Source organism: Pseudomonas sp. 1912-s, from assembly GCF_029269205.1.
Taxonomy (GTDB): Bacteria; Pseudomonadota; Gammaproteobacteria; order Pseudomonadales; family Pseudomonadaceae; genus Aquipseudomonas.
The window spans coordinates 36667-57990 of record NZ_JARIXR010000010.1 but is presented as its reverse complement, the minus strand read 5'-3'; the positions used below and the strand labels follow the sequence as shown (position 1 = coordinate 57990).

At 61.4% G+C, this 21324-nt stretch carries 19 protein-coding genes; 14 read left to right on the top strand and 5 right to left on the bottom strand.

Translation table 11 applies throughout. The features are described from left to right. Nucleotides 1-81: 81 nt before the first annotated feature. Nucleotides 82-1410, bottom strand: a complete 1329-nt coding sequence (locus tag P3C29_RS14935; RefSeq protein ID WP_275964890.1) for an OprD family outer membrane porin — start codon at nucleotides 1408-1410, stop codon at nucleotides 82-84. A gap of 161 nt (nucleotides 1411-1571) precedes the next feature. Then, nucleotides 1572-2462, bottom strand: coding sequence for a LysR family transcriptional regulator (locus P3C29_RS14930; RefSeq protein WP_275964814.1), 891 nt, complete (start codon nucleotides 2460-2462; stop codon nucleotides 1572-1574). Nucleotides 2463-2581: 119 nt separating this feature from the next. Between P3C29_RS14930 and P3C29_RS14925 the strand changes: the two genes are divergently transcribed. Together P3C29_RS14925 and P3C29_RS14920 are read left to right on the top strand one after the other, a co-directional pair. Next, nucleotides 2582-3313 carry an SDR family oxidoreductase gene (locus P3C29_RS14925; protein WP_275964813.1) on the top strand — a complete coding sequence of 244 codons (732 nt, stop codon included), beginning with the start codon at nucleotides 2582-2584 and terminating at the stop codon, nucleotides 3311-3313. A gap of 176 nt (nucleotides 3314-3489) precedes the next feature. After that, nucleotides 3490-3738: a hypothetical protein gene (locus P3C29_RS14920; protein WP_275964812.1), complete on the top strand. Its 249-nt coding sequence runs from the start codon at nucleotides 3490-3492 to the stop codon at nucleotides 3736-3738. 3 nt (nucleotides 3739-3741) lie between these two features. On the opposite strand, the gene betT is transcribed toward P3C29_RS14920, so the two are convergent. Beyond that, nucleotides 3742-5703 carry a choline transporter BetT gene (gene betT / locus P3C29_RS14915; protein WP_275964889.1) on the bottom strand — a complete coding sequence of 654 codons (1962 nt, stop codon included), beginning with the start codon at nucleotides 5701-5703 and terminating at the stop codon, nucleotides 3742-3744. A gap of 426 nt (nucleotides 5704-6129) precedes the next feature. Then, a complete protein-coding gene (gene epsC / locus P3C29_RS14910) occupies nucleotides 6130-7056 on the bottom strand; it encodes a serine O-acetyltransferase EpsC (protein ID WP_201125880.1) in 927 nt (308 codons plus the stop codon). Between the two features lie 166 nt (nucleotides 7057-7222). Between epsC and P3C29_RS14905 the strand changes: the two genes are divergently transcribed. From P3C29_RS14905 to P3C29_RS14850, 12 genes are all read left to right on the top strand, one after another. Beyond that, the gene (locus P3C29_RS14905) at nucleotides 7223-8215 is read left to right on the top strand and encodes a D-cysteine desulfhydrase (RefSeq protein WP_169386642.1); all 993 of its coding nucleotides are present in this window, start codon (nucleotides 7223-7225) and stop codon (nucleotides 8213-8215) included. Nucleotides 8216-8375: 160 nt separating this feature from the next. Then, a complete protein-coding gene (gene tcyJ / locus P3C29_RS14900; RefSeq protein WP_010168911.1) occupies nucleotides 8376-9170 on the top strand; it encodes a cystine ABC transporter substrate-binding protein in 795 nt (264 codons plus the stop codon). Beyond that, nucleotides 9170-9835 (top strand): cystine ABC transporter permease, encoded by a 666-nt coding sequence (gene tcyL, locus P3C29_RS14895; RefSeq protein ID WP_010168909.1) that lies wholly within the window; start codon nucleotides 9170-9172, stop codon nucleotides 9833-9835. The genes tcyJ and tcyL overlap by 1 nt, the downstream gene beginning before the upstream one ends. 3 nt (nucleotides 9836-9838) lie before the next feature. Next, nucleotides 9839-10585 (top strand): L-cystine ABC transporter ATP-binding protein TcyN, encoded by a 747-nt coding sequence (gene tcyN, locus P3C29_RS14890; RefSeq protein WP_010168907.1) that lies wholly within the window; start codon nucleotides 9839-9841, stop codon nucleotides 10583-10585. A gap of 337 nt (nucleotides 10586-10922) precedes the next feature. Continuing rightward, nucleotides 10923-11708, top strand: a complete 786-nt coding sequence (locus P3C29_RS14885) for a hypothetical protein (RefSeq protein WP_275964811.1) — start codon at nucleotides 10923-10925, stop codon at nucleotides 11706-11708. A 184-nt stretch (nucleotides 11709-11892) separates the two neighbouring features. Continuing rightward, nucleotides 11893-13134, top strand: coding sequence for an SfnB family sulfur acquisition oxidoreductase (locus tag P3C29_RS14880; protein ID WP_201125878.1), 1242 nt, complete (start codon nucleotides 11893-11895; stop codon nucleotides 13132-13134). Between the two features lie 25 nt (nucleotides 13135-13159). Then, the gene (locus P3C29_RS14875) at nucleotides 13160-14353 is read left to right on the top strand and encodes an SfnB family sulfur acquisition oxidoreductase (RefSeq protein ID WP_008435819.1); all 1194 of its coding nucleotides are present in this window, start codon (nucleotides 13160-13162) and stop codon (nucleotides 14351-14353) included. Further along, entirely contained in the window at nucleotides 14353-15705 is a 1353-nt protein-coding gene (locus P3C29_RS14870) for an LLM class flavin-dependent oxidoreductase (RefSeq protein ID WP_275964810.1), read from the top strand. Before P3C29_RS14875 ends, P3C29_RS14870 begins: the two co-directional genes overlap by 1 nt. A gap of 81 nt (nucleotides 15706-15786) precedes the next feature. Next, on the top strand, nucleotides 15787-16602 hold the full coding sequence (locus P3C29_RS14865) for a MetQ/NlpA family ABC transporter substrate-binding protein (protein WP_010168897.1): 816 nt from the start codon (nucleotides 15787-15789) through the stop codon (nucleotides 16600-16602). After that, the gene (locus P3C29_RS14860; protein ID WP_275964809.1) at nucleotides 16599-17717 is read left to right on the top strand and encodes an ATP-binding cassette domain-containing protein; all 1119 of its coding nucleotides are present in this window, start codon (nucleotides 16599-16601) and stop codon (nucleotides 17715-17717) included. The genes P3C29_RS14865 and P3C29_RS14860 overlap by 4 nt, the downstream gene beginning before the upstream one ends. Continuing rightward, nucleotides 17707-18351 carry a methionine ABC transporter permease gene (locus tag P3C29_RS14855; RefSeq protein WP_003211840.1) on the top strand — a complete coding sequence of 215 codons (645 nt, stop codon included), beginning with the start codon at nucleotides 17707-17709 and terminating at the stop codon, nucleotides 18349-18351. The genes P3C29_RS14860 and P3C29_RS14855 overlap by 11 nt, the downstream gene beginning before the upstream one ends. A gap of 39 nt (nucleotides 18352-18390) precedes the next feature. Next, complete coding sequence (locus P3C29_RS14850) at nucleotides 18391-19017, top strand: class I SAM-dependent methyltransferase (protein WP_275964808.1); 627 nt, start codon at nucleotides 18391-18393, stop codon at nucleotides 19015-19017. A gap of 111 nt (nucleotides 19018-19128) precedes the next feature. Here the strand turns inward: P3C29_RS14850 and P3C29_RS14845 are convergent, their stop codons facing one another. Then, nucleotides 19129-21324 (bottom strand): glycoside hydrolase, encoded by a 2196-nt coding sequence (locus P3C29_RS14845; RefSeq protein WP_275964807.1) that lies wholly within the window; start codon nucleotides 21322-21324, stop codon nucleotides 19129-19131.

Below are 21324 nucleotides of genomic sequence, written 5' to 3'. Positions count from 1 at the left end.
AAGGCCTGGGAATAAGGATATTCCCAAGCCTTTTAAGCAGCTGAATCGCTTAAGTGTGCTTGCTCTTTGTACAGCAATTTCCTACCAGAGTGGAACGACGTAGCTCACATAGAAGCGGTTTTCATCTTGCACAGTGGCACCGGTGATATCCGGGCTGGCGTGGGCATTTCGCCAGGTTACGCCGAGGCCTTTGAGGGTGCCGGTGGGCACTTGGTATGCCACGGTGACGTTACGTTCCCATTCGCTGGTGGTGCTTTGGGTGGTGCGGATGTCATCACCGTGTGCGTAGGACGTGGCGAAGGTCAGGCCATTGAGACCGAGCTTGCCGAAGTCATATTTGTACTGGGCCAACCAAGTGCGCTCGCCGGCGTGCTGGAACTTGTTCAGTTGCATGTTGGTGAGTGCCGGGGTGTCGGCACCCGAACCCGGGCCCTGGTTGCTGGCACCGCTGTTCAGGCCGGAATCCAGGTACGGGAAGTCGCTGTCGCCGCTGTTTTTCTGAATGCCCAGGCCGACGGTATGGCCGTCCAGGCTGTAGCTTTCCAGCAGGCTGACGGTGGACTGGTTGATGCGGCCCTTGGAGGTGCCGTCACCGTATAGGCCGGCAGCGGAATAGTCTTTGTCGCCGGCGGCGTTTTCACCCACACCCAGGCTGCGGTACAGGCGCACGTCGGTGTCGATCGCGCCGACAGGCAAGGCGTCATGGCGCTTGGCACCGAGGAAGAACTGTTGGTAGTAATCCTCAAGGTTCGAGTACCACAGGCTGACGGTGGTGTCCGGCAAGCCTTTGTAGTCCGCACCGCCGTAGAGGAAGCGATCACTCTCTTTGGTGCCGCCGGCGGTGATCATGCCCTGGTCGCCGGTTTCGTTGCGGATCTTGGTCTTGAGGATGTCACCGGCGGTAAAGGTGAAGTCGGTCAAGTCTTTGGAAACCAACTGCACGCCGGTGTTGGTCTGCTGGTACAGGCGGCCGTCGGTGTTGGCCAGGACCGGGTTGTTGCCGTAGAGCGTACCGACGCGCAATTCATCCTGGGCAAAACGCATCTTGAAGGTCGGACTGAGCACGCCGAACTGGTCGGCGGACTTGCCGTCATCCAGCGGGAACATACTGCCGGGGTAGCGGCCCTGGTGATCCTTGTCGTTGAGGTCGCCACCGGAATCCAGTTTCAAACCGTAGAACGCCTGCAGGTCCAGACCAAAACCTACGGTGCCTTCGGTGTAGCCCGACTTGAAGTTGAATTCAAAACCCTGGCCCCAGTCACGGATGCTGTGGGCCTTGTTATTGCTGTTCACCACATCGCGCCCCTGCTGATTGAGGTAGCGGTTCAGCAGGGTCACGTCGGCGTGGCTGTCATCGATAAAATCGGCGTGGGCGGACAGCATAAAGCTCGCCATGGCGGCACCCACCATGGGGCTTAATAACGTCTTCATTGGTACCGGTCTCCGTCACTGTTCTGAAATGAAAGCGTCAAACGCTTCACACAATTAGGCGATGGCCATGTGACAGTTCGGAGTCAGAACACCCTTTACCCGGATGAAATTAAATTTAAGAAACCCAGTAAGTACGCGGGTTAGCGGGCAGTGGCGAAGATTTCGGCGAGCCAATCGACGAACACTCGCACCCTCGGCGACATGTGTCGGTTCTGCGGGTAAAGCACCGACACCGGCATCAAGGGCGGCGGTGTATCGGTGAGGATTTCCTGCATCACGCCCTGGGAAATCAGCTCGGCCATGCGGTAGTGCGGGCACTGGATAATGCCCAGTCCGGCCACCGCGCTGGCGGAATAAATCTCTGCGCCGAACACCGACAGCGCCCCCTCGATCGTGACTTCCTGCACTTGGCCGTCGACCATGAATTCGAACGGAAACAGCTTGGCGGTGGTGCGCGAAACGTAGTTCACCGCCCGGTGCTCACCCAGGTCGGCGAGGCTTTTCGGCTCGCCGTATTTGCGCAGGTACGCCGGGCTCGCGCAGGTCACCTGGCGCAGCGTCGCGACACGCCTGCCGATCAACGCCGAATCCCCCAGGGTGCCTGCGCGCAGCACGCAATCCACGCCTTCGGCGATCAAGTCGACGAAGCGGTCCGCCTCGCTGATGGACAGTTCGATTTCCGGGTAGCGCGCCATGAATTGCGGGAGTGCCGGGATAACGAAGTACTTGGCCAGGGTGCCATGCAAATCCACGCGCAGGCGGCCCTTGGGCGCCACCGAACGGAACGCCAGTTCCGCCTCTTCCAGCTCGGCCAGCAGCTGCACACAACGCAGGTAATAGGCCTCGCCATCCAGCGTGGGGCGTACGCGGCGGGTACTGCGCTCCAGCAACCGCGTGCCCAACCACGCTTCGAACTGGTTGAGGGTGTGGGTCAGGGTCGCGCGCGGCAGGTTCAGGTCATCCGCAGCGAGCGTGAAGCTGCTGCGCTCGTAGATTCGTACGAACACCTTCATCGCTTTGACCTGGTCCACGTTGCGTCTCCATTGTTGGCGATTTTTGAACAGTCAAGGCAACTCTGGCGCATTTATCGGCTTGGGTAAACATGTGAATCTGCTTCCACACCCAGCCACTCCCCCAAGGAAATCTGATCATGACCACTCAAGTTGCTATCGTTACCGGCGCCTCCCGCGGCATCGGCGCCGTGATTGCCAAACAACTGGCCGCCGAAGGTTATGCCGTCGCGATCAACTACGCCAACAGCGCCACTGAAGCGTCGAAACTGGTGGTGGAGTTGCGCCAGGCCGGGCACCAAGCCATAGCGATCCAGGGCGACGTGGCCAGCGCCGCCGACGTCAAGCGCCTGTTCGACGAGACCGAAGCCCAACTCGGCAAGGTCGATGTGCTGATCAACAACGCCGGGATTCTCAAGGTACTGCCGCTGGCCCAGCACAGCGATGAGCTCTACAACCAGAACTTCGATATCCACACCCGCGGCACCTTCAATGCCCTGCGTGAAGCGGCGACCCGACTGAACGACGGCGGGCGCATCGTCAATTTTTCCAGCAGCACCGTCGGCCTCAACTTCCCCGGCTACGCGGTGTACATCGCCAGCAAGGCAGCCGTGGAATCCCTGACCCAAGTGTTCGCCAAGGAAATGCGCGGCCGTCGCATCACCGTCAACGCCGTGGCCCCCGGCCCGGTGGCTACCGAGCTGTTCCTGCATGGCAAAAGCGAAGAGCAGATCCAGGGCCTGGCCAAGATGGCGCCACTGGAACGCCTTGGCCAACCCGAAGATATCGCCCGCGTCGTGTCGTTCCTGGTGAGCCCGGCCGGTGCCTGGGTAAACGGGCAAATCCTGCGGGCCAATGGCGGCCTGGTCTGAAACCACACAACCACTCACTCTACGACGCACTAATATTGTGGCGAGGGAGCTTGCTCCCGCTGGAGTGCGTAGCGCTCCCAAGATTTTGGGGCCGCTTCGCAGCCCAACGGGAGCAAGCTCCCTCGCCACAGATTTGGTGTTCACTGTGAATCAGCGGGTATCAGGAGACTTCAGCCATGCACACCGCACTCGTCATCACCTCTGGCCTGATCCTGCTCGCACTGATGCTGTTTATCGGCCAAAAACTTGGCGTCAGCCGGCACATTCTGGCCTACAGCTTTGTCGGGGTCTGGCTGGTGGTGGCGGTGGTAAACGGCGCGGTAGGCGTAGTCACTGCCGGCCAGCCCCTGGTCTCGGAGCTGGTGATCGGCAGTGTGGTGTTTGGTGCGCCGTTGGTGGCACTGGCCCTGTTTATCAGGGCCTGAGCCTCAGCGAACCAGGTGCAGGAACTGCATGTGCCGTTCGTACTGGTCGAGGATGTCGTTGATGATCTGCTCCTTGGTGTAGCCCACCAGGTCGTAGTCCTGGCTACCCTCACTCAAGTGGACTTCCGCGCGGTAGTAGCGACGGTTGTTGAGTTGCTTGGAACCCATGCCGCCCCGTGCGAATGACGGTGTGAAATAGCCGCGCATCTGCACCTGGTACACGAACGGATGCTGTTCACCATGACCGATTTCCAGGCTGACGCTGTCGTTGGACGGGTCGGGCTGGGTGACCACACTCAGGCCCTTCTCGACAAACACCGCCGTCACTTCTTCGATCGCCGGACGCACCGTGGTCTCAAGGAAGCGATACACCTCATCCCGTGACGGGAAATGCACCGCCTGGCTCAAGCGCTGGCGCCAACCGCCCGTGCCTTTACGCGAGCCCGACACCGGTGCAAGGGAATGCATCTGCGCGATCTGCTTCTGCGACTCAAGGTAGAACGCCTTGTGCAGCCCCCACATCATCAGCAGCAAAATCATCGAGAACGGCAGCGAGGTCAGTACCACGGCCGACTTGAGCGAGTCGATACTGCCGGCAAACAGCAGCGCACTGGTGACCAACGCCGTCATCGCGCCCCAGAACACCCGCAGCCACTTCGGCCCGTCTTCATCGGCGTTGCCGCCTTTGGCCGACAAGGTCGAGAGCACCACGGTGCCGGAGTCGGCCGAGGTGACGAAGAACACGAAGCTGATAAACACCGTGACCGCGATGACCGTCTTGCTCCACGGGTAGGTTTCCAGCAGCAGGTACAGGCTCATCGATGGATCATCAATGGCCGACTGCCCCAGCGCCGTGAGGCCGTGGTTGAGCACCTGGTCGATGGCACTGTTGCCGAAGATCGACATCCACGCCAGGGTGAAACCCAACGGGATCAACAGCACGCCGAAGACGAATTCGCGGATGGTACGACCGCGGGAAATACGCGCGATAAACAGGCCCACGAACGGTGACCATGCGATCCACCAGGCCCAATAGAACACGGTCCAGCCGCCCAGCCAGTCGCTGGGTTTGTCGTAGGCGTAAAGGTCGAAACTCTTGGTCGGCAACGCGCCCAGGTAGTCGCCGATGTTTTGGATCAGGGTGTTCAGCAAGTGCTGGGTGGGCCCGGCGAACAACACGAACAGCAGCAGCGCACAGGCCAGCAGCATGTTGATGTCGGACATCACCCGCACACCCTTGTCGACGCCGGAGACGGCCACCAGGATCGCTGCGCCCATCATCAAGGTGATGAGGCCGACCTGGATCCACTGGGTGTGGGCCACGCCGAACAGGTAGTCGAGCCCGGAGTTGAGGTGCAACACACCGAAGCCCATGTCGGCGCCGAGGCCGAACACCGTGGCGATGATGCCGAAGCCGTCCACCGCGTAGCCGATGGGGCCGTTGATACGCTTGCCGATCAGCGGGTACAGCGCCGAGCGCAACGCCAGCGGCAGATTGTGCCGGTAGGCGAAATACGCCAGGGCCATGCCGACGAAGGCGAACACGCCCCAGCCATGCAGGCCCCAATGCAGAAACAGGATCTGCATGGCCTGGCGCGCAGCGTCGCCGTTCAAGGCTTCGCCCTGGGGCGGTTGCACCAGGTGCGTCAATGGCTCGGAAACGCAGAAGAAAAACAGCGTGATGCTGATGCCGGCGGCGAACAGCATGCCGGCCCAGGACAGGTAACTGAATTCGGGCTCGTCGTGGTCGGCACCGAGTTTGATCTTGCCGTAGCCCGATAACGCGGTGACCACCACGAAGACCAGATACAGGGTCATCGCCAGCATGTAGTACCAGCCGACCGTATTGGCCGCCCAGTTTTGTGCCGCCAGCAGCCAGGCGCCGGCTTGTTCGGGAATCGCGATGACGGTCAGGCCGAACAGCAGGATGAAGCTCGCGGCGAAGTAAAACACCGGCGGGTTCATGCGGACCAGACCGCTGGAAGGTGTGGACGATGCACTCATGTAGGGTGCACCTCAAGGGTGTGGGATGTGGCTGTGAAAAACAGACTCAGCAAAGGTAAGCCTCCTGTTGTGAGCGGGCAGCGAACCACCGATTTAACTTGAACGAACAGTCAAGTTAAACATGGATAGGGGTTTGAGGACTAATCGCAGGGCCGAGTGGTAGGTGTTTCCTACACTAGCTCAAGGAAAGGTATGACGTGTAGGGATGACAAAACGTTCAGCGATTGCTGAGTGAAATACTGGCCGAGACTGGAATGCGATCCATTGTGGGAGCTGGCTTGCCTGCGATTGCGGTGGGTCAGCCATACATCTGTTGCTGATACACCGCTATCGCAGGCAAGCCAGCTCCCACATTTGATCTGTGTGATCGTTAGAGAGAGTAGTGTTTTACTTCTGCGTCCCGTCATCATGCTGCAGGTTCGCCTGGGTCAGGTTCGCCCCCGCCGGCACGCTGCGCGTCAGCCACACGTTGCCGCCAATGGTCGACCCCTTGCCAATCGTGATCCGCCCCAGGATCGTCGCCCCGGCGTAGATCACCACATCATCCTCAACAATCGGGTGCCGCGGATGGCCCTTCTGCAACTGCCCGTCTTCATCCGCCGGGAATCGCTTGGCGCCCAGGGTCACGGCCTGGTAGATCCGCACCCGCTCGCCGATGATCGCGGTCTCGCCAATCACCACACCCGTCCCGTGGTCGATAAAGAAGCTCGGGCCGATCTGCGCGCCGGGGTGAATATCAATCCCGGTCGCCGAATGCGCGATTTCCGCACTGATGCGCGCCAGCAACGGCAAGCCCGCACGGTACAGGTGGTGAGCCAGCCGATGGTGAATCACCGCCAGGATGCCCGGGTAGCACAACAGCACTTCATCCACGCTGCGGGCCGCCGGGTCGCCGTGGTAGGCGGCGAGTACGTCGGTATCCAGCAGGCTGCGCAAGGAAGGCAACGCCAAGGCGAAATCCTGGATCAAGTGGATCGCATGGGCGTCCACCTCGCTGTCATCCTGGCCACCTTGTCGCGCGGCGTAACGCAACTCCAGCCGCGCCTGGGCGAGCAACGCATTCAGCGCCACATCCAGGGTGTGGCCGACGTAGAAGTCTTCACTCTCTTCACGCAAATCCACCGGCCCCAGACGCATGGGGAACAGCGCACCGCACAACGCCTCGAGAATCTGCGCCACGGCTTCCCGTGAAGGCAGCTCGCGCCCGCCCTGCTCGCCGCTGACCCGGCCGTTGCGGGTGCGCCACTGGTCCCGGGCGCTGCGCAGCTGGCTGACGATGGTCTGTAATTGCCAATGACTGGAACGCTCACTCACGGTCTTCACTCCTGACGAAATGCCCATCACTTTACGGCAAGGCACCTGAGCGCCCTTAAGAACCAATAGTGCAATGCTAATAACCCATCGACATAAGCGATTGACGGTTGCCCACGCAAAAGTGCCTGCCTATAGTCGGTGCATCTCTGACCACCCGTGCGTAGCCATGATCAAACAACAGCTCGACCGCTTTAACCGTCTGGAACTGCTGGGCGGCGCCACCGCCCTGGAAAAACTCGAGCGGCTGTCGGCCTGGCTGGGGCGTGATATCTACGTCAAACGCGACGACACCACGCCGCTGGCCCTGGGCGGCAACAAGCTGCGCAAACTCGAATACCTTGCCGCCGATGCGATTGCCCAAGGCGCCGACACCCTGGTGACCGCCGGCGCGATCCAGTCCAACCACGTACGCCAAACCGCCGCACTGGCGGCCAAGCTGGGTCTGGGTTGCGTCGCCCTGCTGGAAAACCCCACGGGCACCGAAGACCCCAACTACCTGGCCAACGGCAACCGCCTGTTGCTGGAACTGTTCGACGCCAAGGTCGAGTTGGTGGAAAACCTGGACGACGTCGACGCCCAACTCAACGCCCTCGCCGACCGCCTGCGCAGCAACGGCAAGAAGCCGTACCTCGTGCCCATCGGCGGCTCCAACGCCCTCGGCGCCCTGGGTTATGTACGCGCCGGGCTGGAACTGGCCGGGCAGATCGAAGACAGCGGTATCAAGTTCTCCACCGTGGTGCTGGCTTCCGGCAGCGCCGGCACCCACAGCGGCCTGGCATTGGCGCTGAGCGAAGTACTGCCGGACCTGCAAGTGATTGGCGTCACCGTGTCCCGTACCGACGAAGCCCAGCGCCCCAAGGTGCAAGGCCTGGCCGAGCGTACGGCCGAATTGCTCGGCGTGCCGGTACCGGACGCGTTCAAGGTGATCCTGTGGGATGAGTACTTCGCCCCCCGTTATGGCGAGCCGAGTGCCGGCACGCTGGCGGCGATCAAGCTGGTGGCCAGTCAGGAAGGCCTGCTGCTGGACCCGGTCTACACTGGCAAGGCCATGGCCGGCTTGCTGGATGGCATTGGTCGCCAGCGCTTTGAAGAGGGGCCGATCATCTTCCTGCATACCGGCGGTGCACCGGCGTTGTTTGCGTATGATTCAAGCTTTTGATATTCCATAAAAGAATATCAATCTGATTTTATATTATTTTCAAGTCTTAAAAACCGGCTTTATAGTCGCGCCGTAGGCGAAGACGCGCATCTCGCTTTAAGGCAGGATACGACTACCGCGTCACCTGCATCGCTCAACATAAAAAACACAGGGGCTCTTCATGACTATTTCTGTATTCCGTCGCACGTTACTGGTTGGCACGTTGGGGCTGGCGCTAGGCGCCGGGTGGCTCGGTCAGGCAGTGGCCGGCGAGCAGTTGGATAACATCAAGAAAGCCGGCGAAATCAAGATTGGCCTGGAAGGCACCTACCCGCCGTTCAGCTTCGTCGATGAAAGCGGCAAGCTCAGCGGTTTCGAGGTCGAGCTGTCTGAAGCCCTGGCCAAGAAGCTGGGCGTCAAGGTCAAGCTGCAAGCCACTCCGTGGGATGGCATTCTCGCCGCCCTGGAATCCAAGCGCCTGGACGCGGTCGTCAACCAGGTGACCATCTCCGACGCGCGCAAGGCAAAGTATGATTTCTCCACGCCGTACACCGTCTCCGGTATTCAGGCGCTGACCCTGGCGAAGAACGTCGACACCATCAAGACCGCCGACGACCTGGCCGGCAAGAAAATCGGTGTGGGCCTGGGCACCAACTACGAACAATGGCTCAAGGAAAACCAACCGAAAGCCATCGTCAAAACCTACAACGATGACCCAACCAAGTTCCAGGACCTGCGCATCGGCCGTGTCGACGCCATCCTGATCGACCGCCTGGCCGCGCTGGAATACGCCAAGAAAGCCAAGGACACCGCCGCTGCAGGCGCTGCCTTCTCCCGCCAGGAAGCCGGCATTGCCCTGCGCAAAGGCGAGCCGGAACTGCTGGCTGCGGTGAACAAGGCCCTCGACGAACTGCGTGCCGACGGTACCTTGAAGAAGCTGTCCGAGAAGTACTTCAACGCTGACGTTACTCAATAATGGAAGCAGGTTTCCAACTCGCGCTGGACTCCGCGCCCTTTCTGCTCAAGGGCGCGTATTTCACGGTAATTCTTAGCCTTGGCGGGATGTTTTTCGGCTTGCTGCTGGGCTTTGGCCTGGCCTTGATGCGCCTGTCGCGCTTCAAGTTGTTGAGCTGGATCGCCCGGGTCTATGTGTCGTTCTTTCGCGGCACGCCCTTGCTGGTACAGCTGTTTCTGATCTACTACGGCTTGCCGCAAGTGGGCATCGAGCTGGATCCGATCCCGGCGGCCATGATCGGCTTCTCGCTGAACATGGCCGCTTATGCCTGTGAAATCCTGCGTGCCGCCATCGGTTCCATCGAGCGCGGCCAGTGGGAAGCTGCGGCCAGTATCGGCATGACCCGTGCGCAGACCCTGCGCCGGGCCATCCTGCCACAGGCCATGCGCACGGCCTTGCCGCCGTTGGGCAACAGCTTTATTTCCCTGGTCAAGGACACCGCCCTGGCCGCCACCATCCAGGTGCCGGAGCTGTTCCGCCAGGCGCAACTGGTCTCGGCCCGTACCTTCGAAATTTTCACCATGTATCTGTCCGCCGCCTTGATCTACTGGATTCTTGCCAGCGTTCTGGCGCACGTGCAAAACCGCCTGGAAGCACGAGTCAACCGGCATGACCTGGAGTCTTGAAGCATGATCGTGGTTGAAAAACTGACCAAACAATTCAAGGGTCAGGTGGTGCTTAACGGGATCGACCTTGAGGTCAAGGAAGGCGAAGTCGTCGCCATCATCGGCCCCAGCGGTTCCGGCAAGACCACCTTGCTGCGCTGCCTGAATTTCCTCGAAGAACCCACCAGTGGCCGGATCAAGGTCGGTGACATCGAGATCGACAGCAGCCGCCCGCTCAACCAGCAGCAAAACCTGGTGCGGCGCCTGCGCCAGCACGTGGGTTTTGTGTTCCAGAACTTCAACCTGTTCCCCCACCGCACCGCCCTCGAGAACGTCATCGAAGGCCCGATCGTGGTCAAGAAGATGCCCCGGGCCGCCGCAGATGCCCTCGGCCGCAAGCTATTGGCCAGGGTTGGCCTGGCGGGCAAGGAAGACGCCTACCCACGGCGCCTGTCCGGCGGGCAGCAGCAACGGGTAGCGATTGCCCGGGCATTGGCGATGGAACCCGAGGTGATCCTGTTCGATGAACCGACCTCGGCCCTGGACCCGGAGCTGGTAGGCGAAGTGCTGGCGACCATTCGTAGCCTCGCTGAAGAAAACCGCACCATGGTCATCGTGACCCACGAGATGAGTTTTGCGCGGGACGTGGCCAACCGGGTGATCTTCTTCGACAAGGGGGTAATCGTTGAACAGGGCGAAGCCAAGGCACTGTTCGCCAACCCGAAAGAAGAACGTACCCGGCAATTTCTCAGCAAGTTCATCAACAACTAACGTGCGCCCATCACTTGTAAGAAACTTCGCTTTATAGAGTTGCCGAAAGGCAACTCGCCTCTTTAGTGTTTTTTGGGAAAAGCCCTTTATTCACTGGGTAAAAGTCACCTCGAAACACGCACTTGCAGCGCCCCGCCAGTCAGACCCTTCTGAATAATCCATAACCCCCTGTTTGCCCCGCCCAGCCTCTTGACGCCAACTAACCGAGCCTCTTATCTAACGCCCAGAGGATTGGATCCATTCTGGTTTTTCATTAAATCGTTCCTTTCGGACTACGTCGCCCGCCCGCGCTTAATGTCCGGAACGATTGCTGCTGGCTGCATCAAGGAGATTATTTATGACGCGTATTTCCCCCCCCGCGCTGCTCACTGCCCCGACCTTGCCTGAGGCCCATCGAGAGGGTATCAATGCCCTCGCCGCCACCCACCTGCAGGTCGATATCGCGCCTTACGATGGCATGGACGAGGGCGACCTGATCGAGTTGTTCTGGAACAACTGCTTTGCGGCTTCCCGACGCATCACTGCCGGCAAAATCGGCATGCCCACCCGCCTGCGGGTGCCGGAAAGCTTTGTGCTGGATGGCGAGGCACGGATTCATTACCGGGTCATGCAAGTCGGCCACGGCCCGGCGCGTTCGGCGATCACCCGGGTGCAGGTCAAGACTGATTATCCCGGCGGTCACCCTTCTGCATTGAGTAACGACGAAAACCAGAACCTGGCCGCCGTCGGCCTGCCCGAGACCATTCGCCGCCACGGCGTCAACAGCAGCCAGATCCGTCGTGGCGTACCGTTGACCATCGAGCCGTACCTGAACATGGCGACCGATGACGAAATCACCCTGCGCTGGGGTGACGTGCGCCTGGACCTGCCGAAGATCCAGGCCGGCGATGTGGGCAAGGCGGTGCAGGTGTGGGTGCCGTCGGCGATCATCATCGAGGCCGGAGATGACCATCGCCTCGAAGTGACCTACTGCATTCTCGACCGGGTCGGCAACAATTCGCGCTGGGCGCCAACCCGCACCCTGCGCATCGCTGCGCTCGTTCCCCAGGCCCCGACCAGCCCCGCCAAGGCCCCGCTGGTCTACCAACCCCGCCGCCCCGGCTCGCCTTGTGAACCCGGGTGACAGACCTTCTATGCATATTCCTAAAAGTTAGTTTATTAAAAAATTTAACACGCTTAGGGTATATGCACCGGACCACCGGACATTCCTGATTTTTTTATCTTTTCAACGGATGTGAGGTAGGTATGGTCAAAATTACCCCGGTGCGTAACGCCAGGGCATTGCGTGCAGCCAAGGAGCGGCGCTGATGTCTAACTTGGCACAAACACCCCCCCAGAGTGATCTGGACGTCGCCCCGCTGTTGTTGCCCGCCAAGGTGCTGCGCAACGACGCCGAGGCCCTGAGCGCAGCTCATGAGCTGGCACAGGCTGCACGCCTGCAAGCGGCCAGGCGCGATCAGCAACGCAAACTGCCCTGGGCTGAAATCGAGCATTTCACCCGCAGCGGCCTGGGCAGCATTTCCATTCCCCGTGAGTACGGCGGCCCGCAAGTGTCCTTCGTGACCCTGGCCGAGGTGTTCGCGATCATCAGCGCGGCCGACCCGGCGCTGGGGCAAATCCCGCAGAACCATTTCGGCATCCTGCACGTGCTGCAAGGGGCGGCCAGCGAGCGCCAGAAAAAGCAGCTGTTCCAGAGCGTGCTGGACGGCTGGCGCATCGGCAACGGCGGCCCGGAACGCGGTACTAAAAACACCCTGGACCTCAAGTCACGCATCACCGTCGAAGGTGACGGCTACGTCGTCAGTGGCCAGAAGTTCTACTCCACCGGTGCGCTGTTCGCCCACTGGGTGGCGGTCAAGGCGTTGAACGATGACGGCAAAGTCGTCATGGCGTTCGTGCGGCGTGGCACCGAAGGCCTGCGCATCGTTGATGACTGGTCGGGCTTTGGCCAACGCACCACCGCCAGCGGCACGGTGCTGCTGGATCAGGTGGCGGTGGACGCCGAACTGGTGGTGGAGACCTGGCGCCTCGGCGAATCGCCGGGTATCCAGGGCGCGGTGTCGCAATTGATCCAGGCGGCCATCGACGCCGGCATTGCCCGTGGCGCGATCGACGACACCATCAGCTTTGTACGCGAACGCTCGCGGCCCTGGATCGACGCCAAGGTCGAACGGGCCAGCGATGACCTGTATGTGATCGCCGATATCGGCAAGCTGAAAATCGAACTGCACGCGGCCGAAGCGCTGTTGCGCAAGGCGGGCCAGGTGCTGGACCAAGTCAGTGCCGCGCCGATCACCGCGCAGTCCGCGGCTCGTGCCTCGATTGCCGTGGCCGAAGCCAAGGTGCTGACCACCGAGATTTCATTGCTCGCGAGCGAGAAATTATTCGAACTGGCCGGCAGCCGCGCGACCCTCGCCGAATTCAACCTCGACCGCCACTGGCGCAACGCCCGGGTGCACACCCTGCACGACCCGGTGCGCTGGAAGTATCACGCGGTGGGCGCTTACCACCTCAACGGCACTTTACCTGCCCGACATTCCTGGATTTAACCGACCAGACCTCTGGAGAATACGCATGACCCTTTCTCATCACGTCGCGGTTATTACCAGCGATGAACAAGCCCTTATTGTCGCCAGTGACCTGGCCGAAGACTTCCGCCGCGACAGCGCCTTGCGTGACCGTGAACGCCGCCTGCCCTTGCCTGAACTGGACGTGTTTTCGCGCTCCGGCCTGTGGGGCATCAGCGTACCCAAGGAGTTCGGTGGTGCCGGCGTTTCCAACGTCACCCTGGCCAAGGTCACGGCACTGATTGCCCAGGCGGATGCGTCCCTGGGGCAGATCCCGCAGAACCACTTTTATGCCCTCGAAGTGCTGCGCGTTAACGGCAGCCCGGCGCAGCAAAAACGCCTGTACGCCGAAGTGCTCGCCGGCCAACGCTTCGGCAATGCCCTGGCAGAACTGGGCACCAAGACCGCCCACGACCGCATCACCAAGATCACCCGCGACGGTGACGGTTTCCGTATCACCGGCCGCAAGTTCTACTCGACCGGCGCGATCTACGCCCAACGTATTCCCACTTCCGTGGTGGACGAAAACGGTGTGCAGCAACTGGCCTTTGTCACCCGTGACAGCGAGGGCCTGAGCGTGATCGACGACTGGAGCGGCTTCGGCCAGCGCACCACCGGCAGCGGTTCGGTGGTGTTCGATAACGTGTGGGTTGCGGCCCAGGACGTCATCCCGTTCCAGAGCGCCTTCGAACGCCCGACCACCGTCGGCCCGCTGGCGCAGATCCTTCACGCCGCCATCGACACCGGCATCGCCCGCGCCGCCTATGAAGATGCCCTGCACTTCGTGCGCACCAAAACCCGGCCATGGATCGACGCCACCAGCGACAAGGCAACGGAAGACCCACTGACCCTGAAAAGCTTCGGCCACCTGAGCATCCGCCTGCACGCCACCGAGGCATTGCTGGAACGCTCCGGTGAGTTCCTCGACCGCGCCCAGGCCGACAGCAATGCCGACACCGTCGCCGCCGCATCCATCGCGGTCGCCGAAGTGCGCGCCCTGAGTACGGAGATTTCCCTGGCCGCCGGCAGCACCCTGTTCGAACTCGCCGGCAGCCAGGCAACCCTCGCCGAACACGGCCTGGACCGCCACTGGCGCAACGCCCGGGTGCACACCCTGCACGACCCGGTGCGCTGGAAATACTTTGCTGTGGGCAACTACTACCTCAACGATGAAAACCCGCCACTGCGGGGGACTATCTGATGGCGAAGAAAAAGATCCTGCTCAATGCCTTCAACATGAACTGCATCGGGCATATCAACCACGGCCTGTGGACCCATCCACGGGACAACTCGACCCAGTACAAAACCATCGAGTACTGGACCGAACTGGCGCAGTTGCTGGAACGCGGGCTGTTTGACGGCCTGTTCATCGCCGACATCGTCGGGGTGTATGACGTCTACCAGAATTCGGTGGACGTGCCGCTCAAAGAGTCGATCCAGCTGCCGGTCAACGACCCGTTGCTGCTGGTCTCGGCCATGGCCGCCGTCACCAAAAACCTCGGCTTCGGCCTCACCGCCAACCTCACCTACGAACCGCCGTATCTGTTCGCCCGGCGCATGTCCACGCTCGATCACCTGAGCCGTGGCCGGGTGGGCTGGAACATCGTCACCGGCTACCTCGACAGCGCCGCCAAGGCCATGGGCCTCACCGAGCAGGTCGAGCATGACCGGCGCTACGACCAGGCCGACGAATACCTGGAAGTGCTCTACAAACTCTGGGAAGGCAGTTGGGAAAACGACGCGGTGATCAACGACCCGCACGCGCGGGTGTATGCCCAGCCAGAGAAGGTGCACAAGGTCGAGCACAAGGGCGAGTTCTATCAGGTGGAGGGTTATCACCTGTGCGAGCCGTCGCCGCAGCGTACGCCGGTGCTGTTCCAGGCGGGCAGTTCGGACCGTGGCTTGCTGTTCGCCGGGCGCCATGCCGAGTGCGTATTCATCAGCGGGCAGAACAAGGCGTCGACCAAAATCCAGGTGGGCAAGGTGCGCGCCAGTGCCGTGGAAGCCGGGCGCAACCCGGAGGACATCAAGGTGTTCATGGGGCTCAACGTGATCGTCGGCGCCACCGAAGAAGCGGCGTGGGCCAAGCACGCCGAGTACCTGAGCCATGCCAGCGCGGAAGCCGGCGTGGCGCATTTCTCGGCCTCCACCGCGATTGATTTTTCCCAATACGAACTGGATGAGCCGATCCAGTACGTGAAGAGCAACGCCATCCAGTCGGCGACCAAGAACCTGCAAAACAACGACTGGACCCGACGCAAATTGCTTGAGCAACACGCCCTCGGCGGCCGCTACATCACCCTGGTGGGTTCGCCTGCGCAGGTGGCTGACGAGCTGGAATCATGGATCAGCGAAACCGGCCTGGATGGCTTCAACCTGACGCGCATCGTCACCCCGGAAAGCTACGTCGACTTCATCGAACTGGTGGTGCCGGAACTGCAGCGCCGGGGCTCGTACAAGACCGCGTATGAGACCGGGACGTTGCGGGAAAAAGTCTTCCACAGCTCAGCGCACTTACCTGAACAACACACCGGTTCCACCTACCGACACTGAACCAAAATGTGGGAGCTGGCTTGCCTGCTCCCACAGTTGACCGAGTTGCTCACACAAATACCTTATGACTGGAAATCCACTATGAAAAAAACATTGCTCAGCCATCCAGTCAAAGCACTGGCTCTCGCCCTCGGATTGTTCAGCTCGGCGGTATTTGCCGCTGACGCTCCCTTGAAAGTCGGCACCACCGCCGCGTTCGCCATTCCCCTGGAGGCCGCCGTCGAAGAGGCCGGCAAACAGGGTTTGAAAGTCGAACTGGTGGAGTTCACCGACTGGATCGCACCCAATGTCAGCCTGGCGGCCGGCGATATCGACGTGAACTACTTCCAGCACATCCCGTTTTTGGAAAACGCCAAGGCCGCTGCGGGCTTTGACCTGGTGCCGTACGCGCCGGGCATCATCAACAACGTCGGGCTGTATTCGAAGAAGTACAAGAGCATCAACGACCTGCCCCAGGGCGCCAGCGTGGCGATTGCCAACGACCCGATCAACAGCGGTCGCGGCTTGCAACTGCTGGCCAAGGCCGGCTTGATCACGCTCAAGCCAGGCGTGGGCTACAAGGCCACTGAAGAAGACATCGTCACCAACCCGAAGAAGATCAAGATCCTGCAAGTCGAAGCCGTGCAACTGGTGCGCGCTTATGACGACGCCGACCTGGTGCAGGGCTACCCGGCGTATATCCGCCTGTCCAAGACCTTCGATGCCGAGTCGGCGCTGCTGTTCGACGGCCTCGACCACCCGGAATACGTGATCCAGTTCGTGATCCAGCCCAAGAGCAAAACCGACCCGCGTGTGATCAAGTTCGTCGACATCTACCAGCACTCGCCGGTGGTGCGCGCCGCGTTGGATAAATCCCTTGGCAAGCTCTACCAAGTGGGCTGGGAAGATAAAAAATGACCGCCGCCCACTCTCAACTGCGCGACCTGGACCTGCCACCCAGGGACGCCGAGCAGACAGAACTGCACCCGGATCTGAACAGCGCGCACGTGCGCTTTATCAACCTGGGCAAGACCTATGACGGCCAATCCGTGCCCGCCCTGCAAGGCATCGACCTGGCGATCCAGCGCGGCGAAGTCTTCGGCATCATCGGCCGCAGCGGCGCCGGCAAGTCGTCGCTGATCCGCACCATCAACCGCCTGGAACAACCGAGCAGCGGCCGGGTATTGATTGACCAGGTGGACATCGGTGACTTCGACGAAGACCGCCTGGTCGCGTTGCGCCGGCGCATCGGCATGATCTTCCAGCACTTCAACCTGATGTCGGCCAAGACCGTGTGGCAGAACGTCGAACTGCCGCTGAAAGTCGCGGGCGTACCCAAGGAACAGCGCGAGCAAAAGGTGCGCGAGCTGTTGGAGCTGGTGGGTTTGCAAGACAAGCACAAGGCCTACCCGGCGCAGCTGTCCGGCGGGCAGAAACAGCGGGTGGGCATCGCCCGCTCACTGGTGCATGACCCACAGATTCTGTTGTGCGATGAAGCCACTTCGGCGCTCGACCCTGAGACCACGCAATCCATCCTCGGCCTGCTGCGGGAGATCAACAAACGCCTGGGCCTGACCATTGTGCTGATCACCCACGAAATGGCCGTTATTCGCGAAATCTGCGACCGCGTGGTGGTGCTGGAACACGGCCATGTGGTCGAGCAAGGTCCGGTGTGGGAAGTGTTCGGCAACCCGCAGCATGAGGTCAGCAAAACCCTGCTGGCGCCGCTGCAACATGGCCTGCCTGAAGAGTTGCAAAGCCGCCTGCAGGCCAATCCGACCTCAAAGGACGCCGCCGTGGTGCTGCGCTTGCAACTGACTGGCAGTGCCGAAGACGAACCCGATCTTGCTGCGTTGTTCAGCGCCCTCGGCGGGCGCGTGCGCTTGCTGCAAGGCGGTGTGGAACGCATCCAGGGCCACGCCTTGGGGCAATTGCTGCTGGCGGTGAGCGGCTCGTCCCTGACCGCCGAAGACCTGCGCACCCGCGCCGGGCGCTGGGCACAACAGGTGGAGGTGCTGGGTTATGTGGTTTGATCGTTTATTGCAGGGCGCCATCGACACCCTGTTGATGGTGGGTGTGTCGTCGTTGATCGCGTTGCTGGTGGGAATTCCCCTGGCGGTGTTCCTGGTGACCAGCGACAAGGGCGGCATCTATCAGGCGCCCGCGTTGAATCGGGTGCTGGGGGCGTTCGTTAACCTGTTCCGCTCGATTCCGTTTCTGATTCTGATGGTGGCGCTGATTCCGTTCACCCGGCTGATCGTCGGCACCACCTATGGCGTGTGGGCGGCGGTAGTGCCGCTGACCATTGCAGCCACGCCGTTCTTTGCGCGGATCGCCGAGGTCAGCCTGCGGGAAGTCGATCACGGCCTGATCGAGGCGGCGCAAGCCATGGGTTGCCGGCGCTGGCATATCGTCTGGCACGTGCTGTTGCCCGAGGCGCTGCCGGGGATTGTCGGCGGGTTCACGATCACCCTGGTGACCATGATCAACTCCTCGGCCATGGCCGGGGCGATTGGTGCCGGTGGGCTGGGGGATATTGCCTATCGCTATGGGTATCAGCGCTTTGATACCCAGATCATGCTCACCGTGATCGTGCTGCTGGTGATCCTGGTGGCGGTGATTCAATTGGGCGGCGATCGGTTGGCCAGGGTTCTGAACAAGAGGTGAGGTATAGTCGGGCAATCTCAGCGCCCGGTATGACCCGCCATGAAACTCGCCCCCGACGACCTCCACCAGATCACCTCCACCACCCTCGGCCACTACAACAAGGTGGCCGAGGATTTTCGTGAAGGCACCCGCGATCATGACGTGAGCCAGAACATCGATGCGTTGCTGCGGCATATCCAGGGCGACGCGCCGTTTACCGTGCTGGATTTCGGCTGCGGCCCGGGCCGGGATTTGCAGACGTTTACCCGCATGGGCCATATCGCGGTGGGGCTTGATGGCTCGGAGCGCTTTGCGCAAATGGCCCGGGAAGACAGCGGCTGTGAAGTGCTGCAGCAGGACTTTCTGAAGCTGGATTTGCCCGCCGGCCGTTTTGACGGGATCTTCGCCAATGCGGTGCTGTTTCATATTCCCAAGCAGGAACTGCCGCGGGTGCTCGGGCAGTTGCATGGGGCGTTGAAGGTCGGTGGCGTGTTGTTCAGTTCGAACCCTCGGGGTGAAAACCAGGAAGGTTGGAACGGGCCGCGGTATGGCTCGTACCACGACTTGCAGGCGTGGCAGGAACTGCTGACGGCGGCGGGGTTTGTGGAGCTGGAGCATTACTACCGGCCAGCGGGGTTGCCTCGGGAACAGCAGCCGTGGCTGGCGAGTGTGTGGAAGAAAGTTTAGAGCTGCATTGCCTGAACTGGCCTCATCGCGGGCAAGCCCGGCTCCCACATTTGATCGGTGCAAGCGCTGGCAACGCGGTCAAATGTGGGAGCTGGCTTGCCTGCGATGGATTCACAAGCCCCCCTGATCCACCTGATACACCACCGCCTGCGCACCCGGCACAAACGCCGTAATACGCCCCTCAGCAAAATTCGCCACCAACCGCGTCCCATCCGCAAACGTGGTCTGCTGCACCTGCCTGTCTGCCGTCAACCAGCGGAAATCCGTCATGGCCTGAGTCGCCAACCGTTCATGCAGCGGACGGAAAAATTCGTCCTGGCGCTGAATCACCGGCAAGCGCTGCTTCATCGTCGCCGCACTCAGGTGATACAGCGGCGGCACGTTGTAGAGCAGTTGCGTCAGCTCGTTCTCGGCCCGCACGTTGCTCAGTTTCAGGCTGTCGAACAGCCAATGGTGCGTGGTGATCACCGAGCCATGGAACACCGATTGGTACAGCGGCAGGCGCATCGTCGGGTCAAAGTAGACCGTGCGAAACGGCGCCTTCAACGGCACCGGCTTGAAGAACACCGCCGGCTGTTCCGGCGGGTACCAGGCGCCCACGTAATAGGGCGACTGCTTATCCTGGGTCATCTCCTTGTCTCCCCAGCCCAGCACCGGCGTTTGCATGCCGTGGGCAAACAGGATGCCTTGGGCGGTAATCGCGTTGCCGTCCTCGGACCCTGCCGGCAGCTTGAGCACGGTGCTGATCCAGCGGGACGCGTCGATATTGCCTTCGGCATTCTGTGCCTGGGTCATGCTCGCGCCGGTGCGATAGCTGTCGAACAGCATGCTGGTGGCGTAGGCGTCGAGGAACCAGGCGTTGAACCCGGACCTGGCTTGCACCGCCTTGATCCGCGCCTCCAGCAATGGCCGCACGCAACGCGGGTCGGTGTAGTGGCCGGACTTCTGGAAGCCGGTCTTGAACTCGCCGCCCTTCAATACGATCGCGCATTCGCGCCAGGCCTTGCTGCCCAGGTGCGCGGTGGTCCAGTCAGGGTTTTCGGTGGCGGACAAGGCGGTTTCGTAAGAGTCGTAGGGCGCCATCAGGTAACCGGCGTCGACCCCGGTCTTGACCGCTTCAGGGTGCCAGAGCCCGCCTTCCCAGCCTTCGCCCTGGGTCACCAGCAGGCGTTTGAGACCCGCGCCTTTCAGCGCGTGGGTGACCGACAAGGTGTTGCCCCAGGTCTCGGGCGTAGCGCTCAAGGCCCCGGCAAAGGCCACCGCCAATTCGCGGCGCAGTGCGCCATAACCCTCAGCGAGTTGGGTCATGTCCGGCTCGGTGGAGGGCTGCCAATTCTGCCGGGCTTTCTGGTTGATGGCCGCGTTCAAGCCCCGCAAGAGCACGGTCTGCTCATACGGCTGCTTGACCTGTCGAACCTGCGCCGATTCTTTATCGAGCAAACCATTCAATTCAGCCGCCAGCCCTTTGCCGCTGCGCAGCAGCTTGAGCAGTTGCGGCCAGTCGCGCACATCACCCGGGCCCAGCAGGTCATTGCCCCACAGGTAGATATGGCTGGCGCCCAGCAGTTTTTCTGCTTCCGGGGTTTGCCGCAGTTTGTCTGCCAACGGCTCATAACGTCCCTGCTCCACCAGCCACTGGCGATAACGCTTGGCGCCGGCCAGCAGGTCGCTCTCGCCGAGGTGCAGCAGCAGCGTCATCGGCGTCGCGGGATGCAGCGTTGTGAACTCATGGGAGGCCGATAACGCGAGTCCCTTACCGTCGGCCTGCCAGTGCAAGCGGTTGTTGTAGGGATTGGTCATCAGCCAGTTGAGGGTGAACGCACCGTGGTCCACACCCCACAATGGCAGGCTGAGGTCTTGGGTGGTGTTGACGTCGCCCTGCTCCAGCAGGAATTTTTGCCACACGGCATTGCCCGCCGGCACGTAGTGCCCTTCGGCCAGGGGCCAGATCAGGCCGTTGCCCATGGCACTGGCGGGTTGCCGCAGGATCGGCAGCTCACCGGCATCACGGGCAGTAATCGTCAGCGCGAGATCACGTTGATCGAGGGTGGCGCTCAAGCGGTAGGCGCCGTTGTCCCAGTGCCAACTGGCCTGTTTGGGACTCTCCGTCAGTTGGCTGACCGTGTGCGCGTCGACACCGCTGGAGGCTTGCACTGCGTCGCGGTCGACCGGTGTGACCCGAACCGCCAAGGTGGCCGGGTCGAGTTCGACGCGCCACAGGTGGTTTTCCAGCACGGTCGTGGCGACGGCAAGGGGCGATAACATCAGGCTGCCCAGCAGCAGCCCGTGGCGCAGCCAGTAAATCAT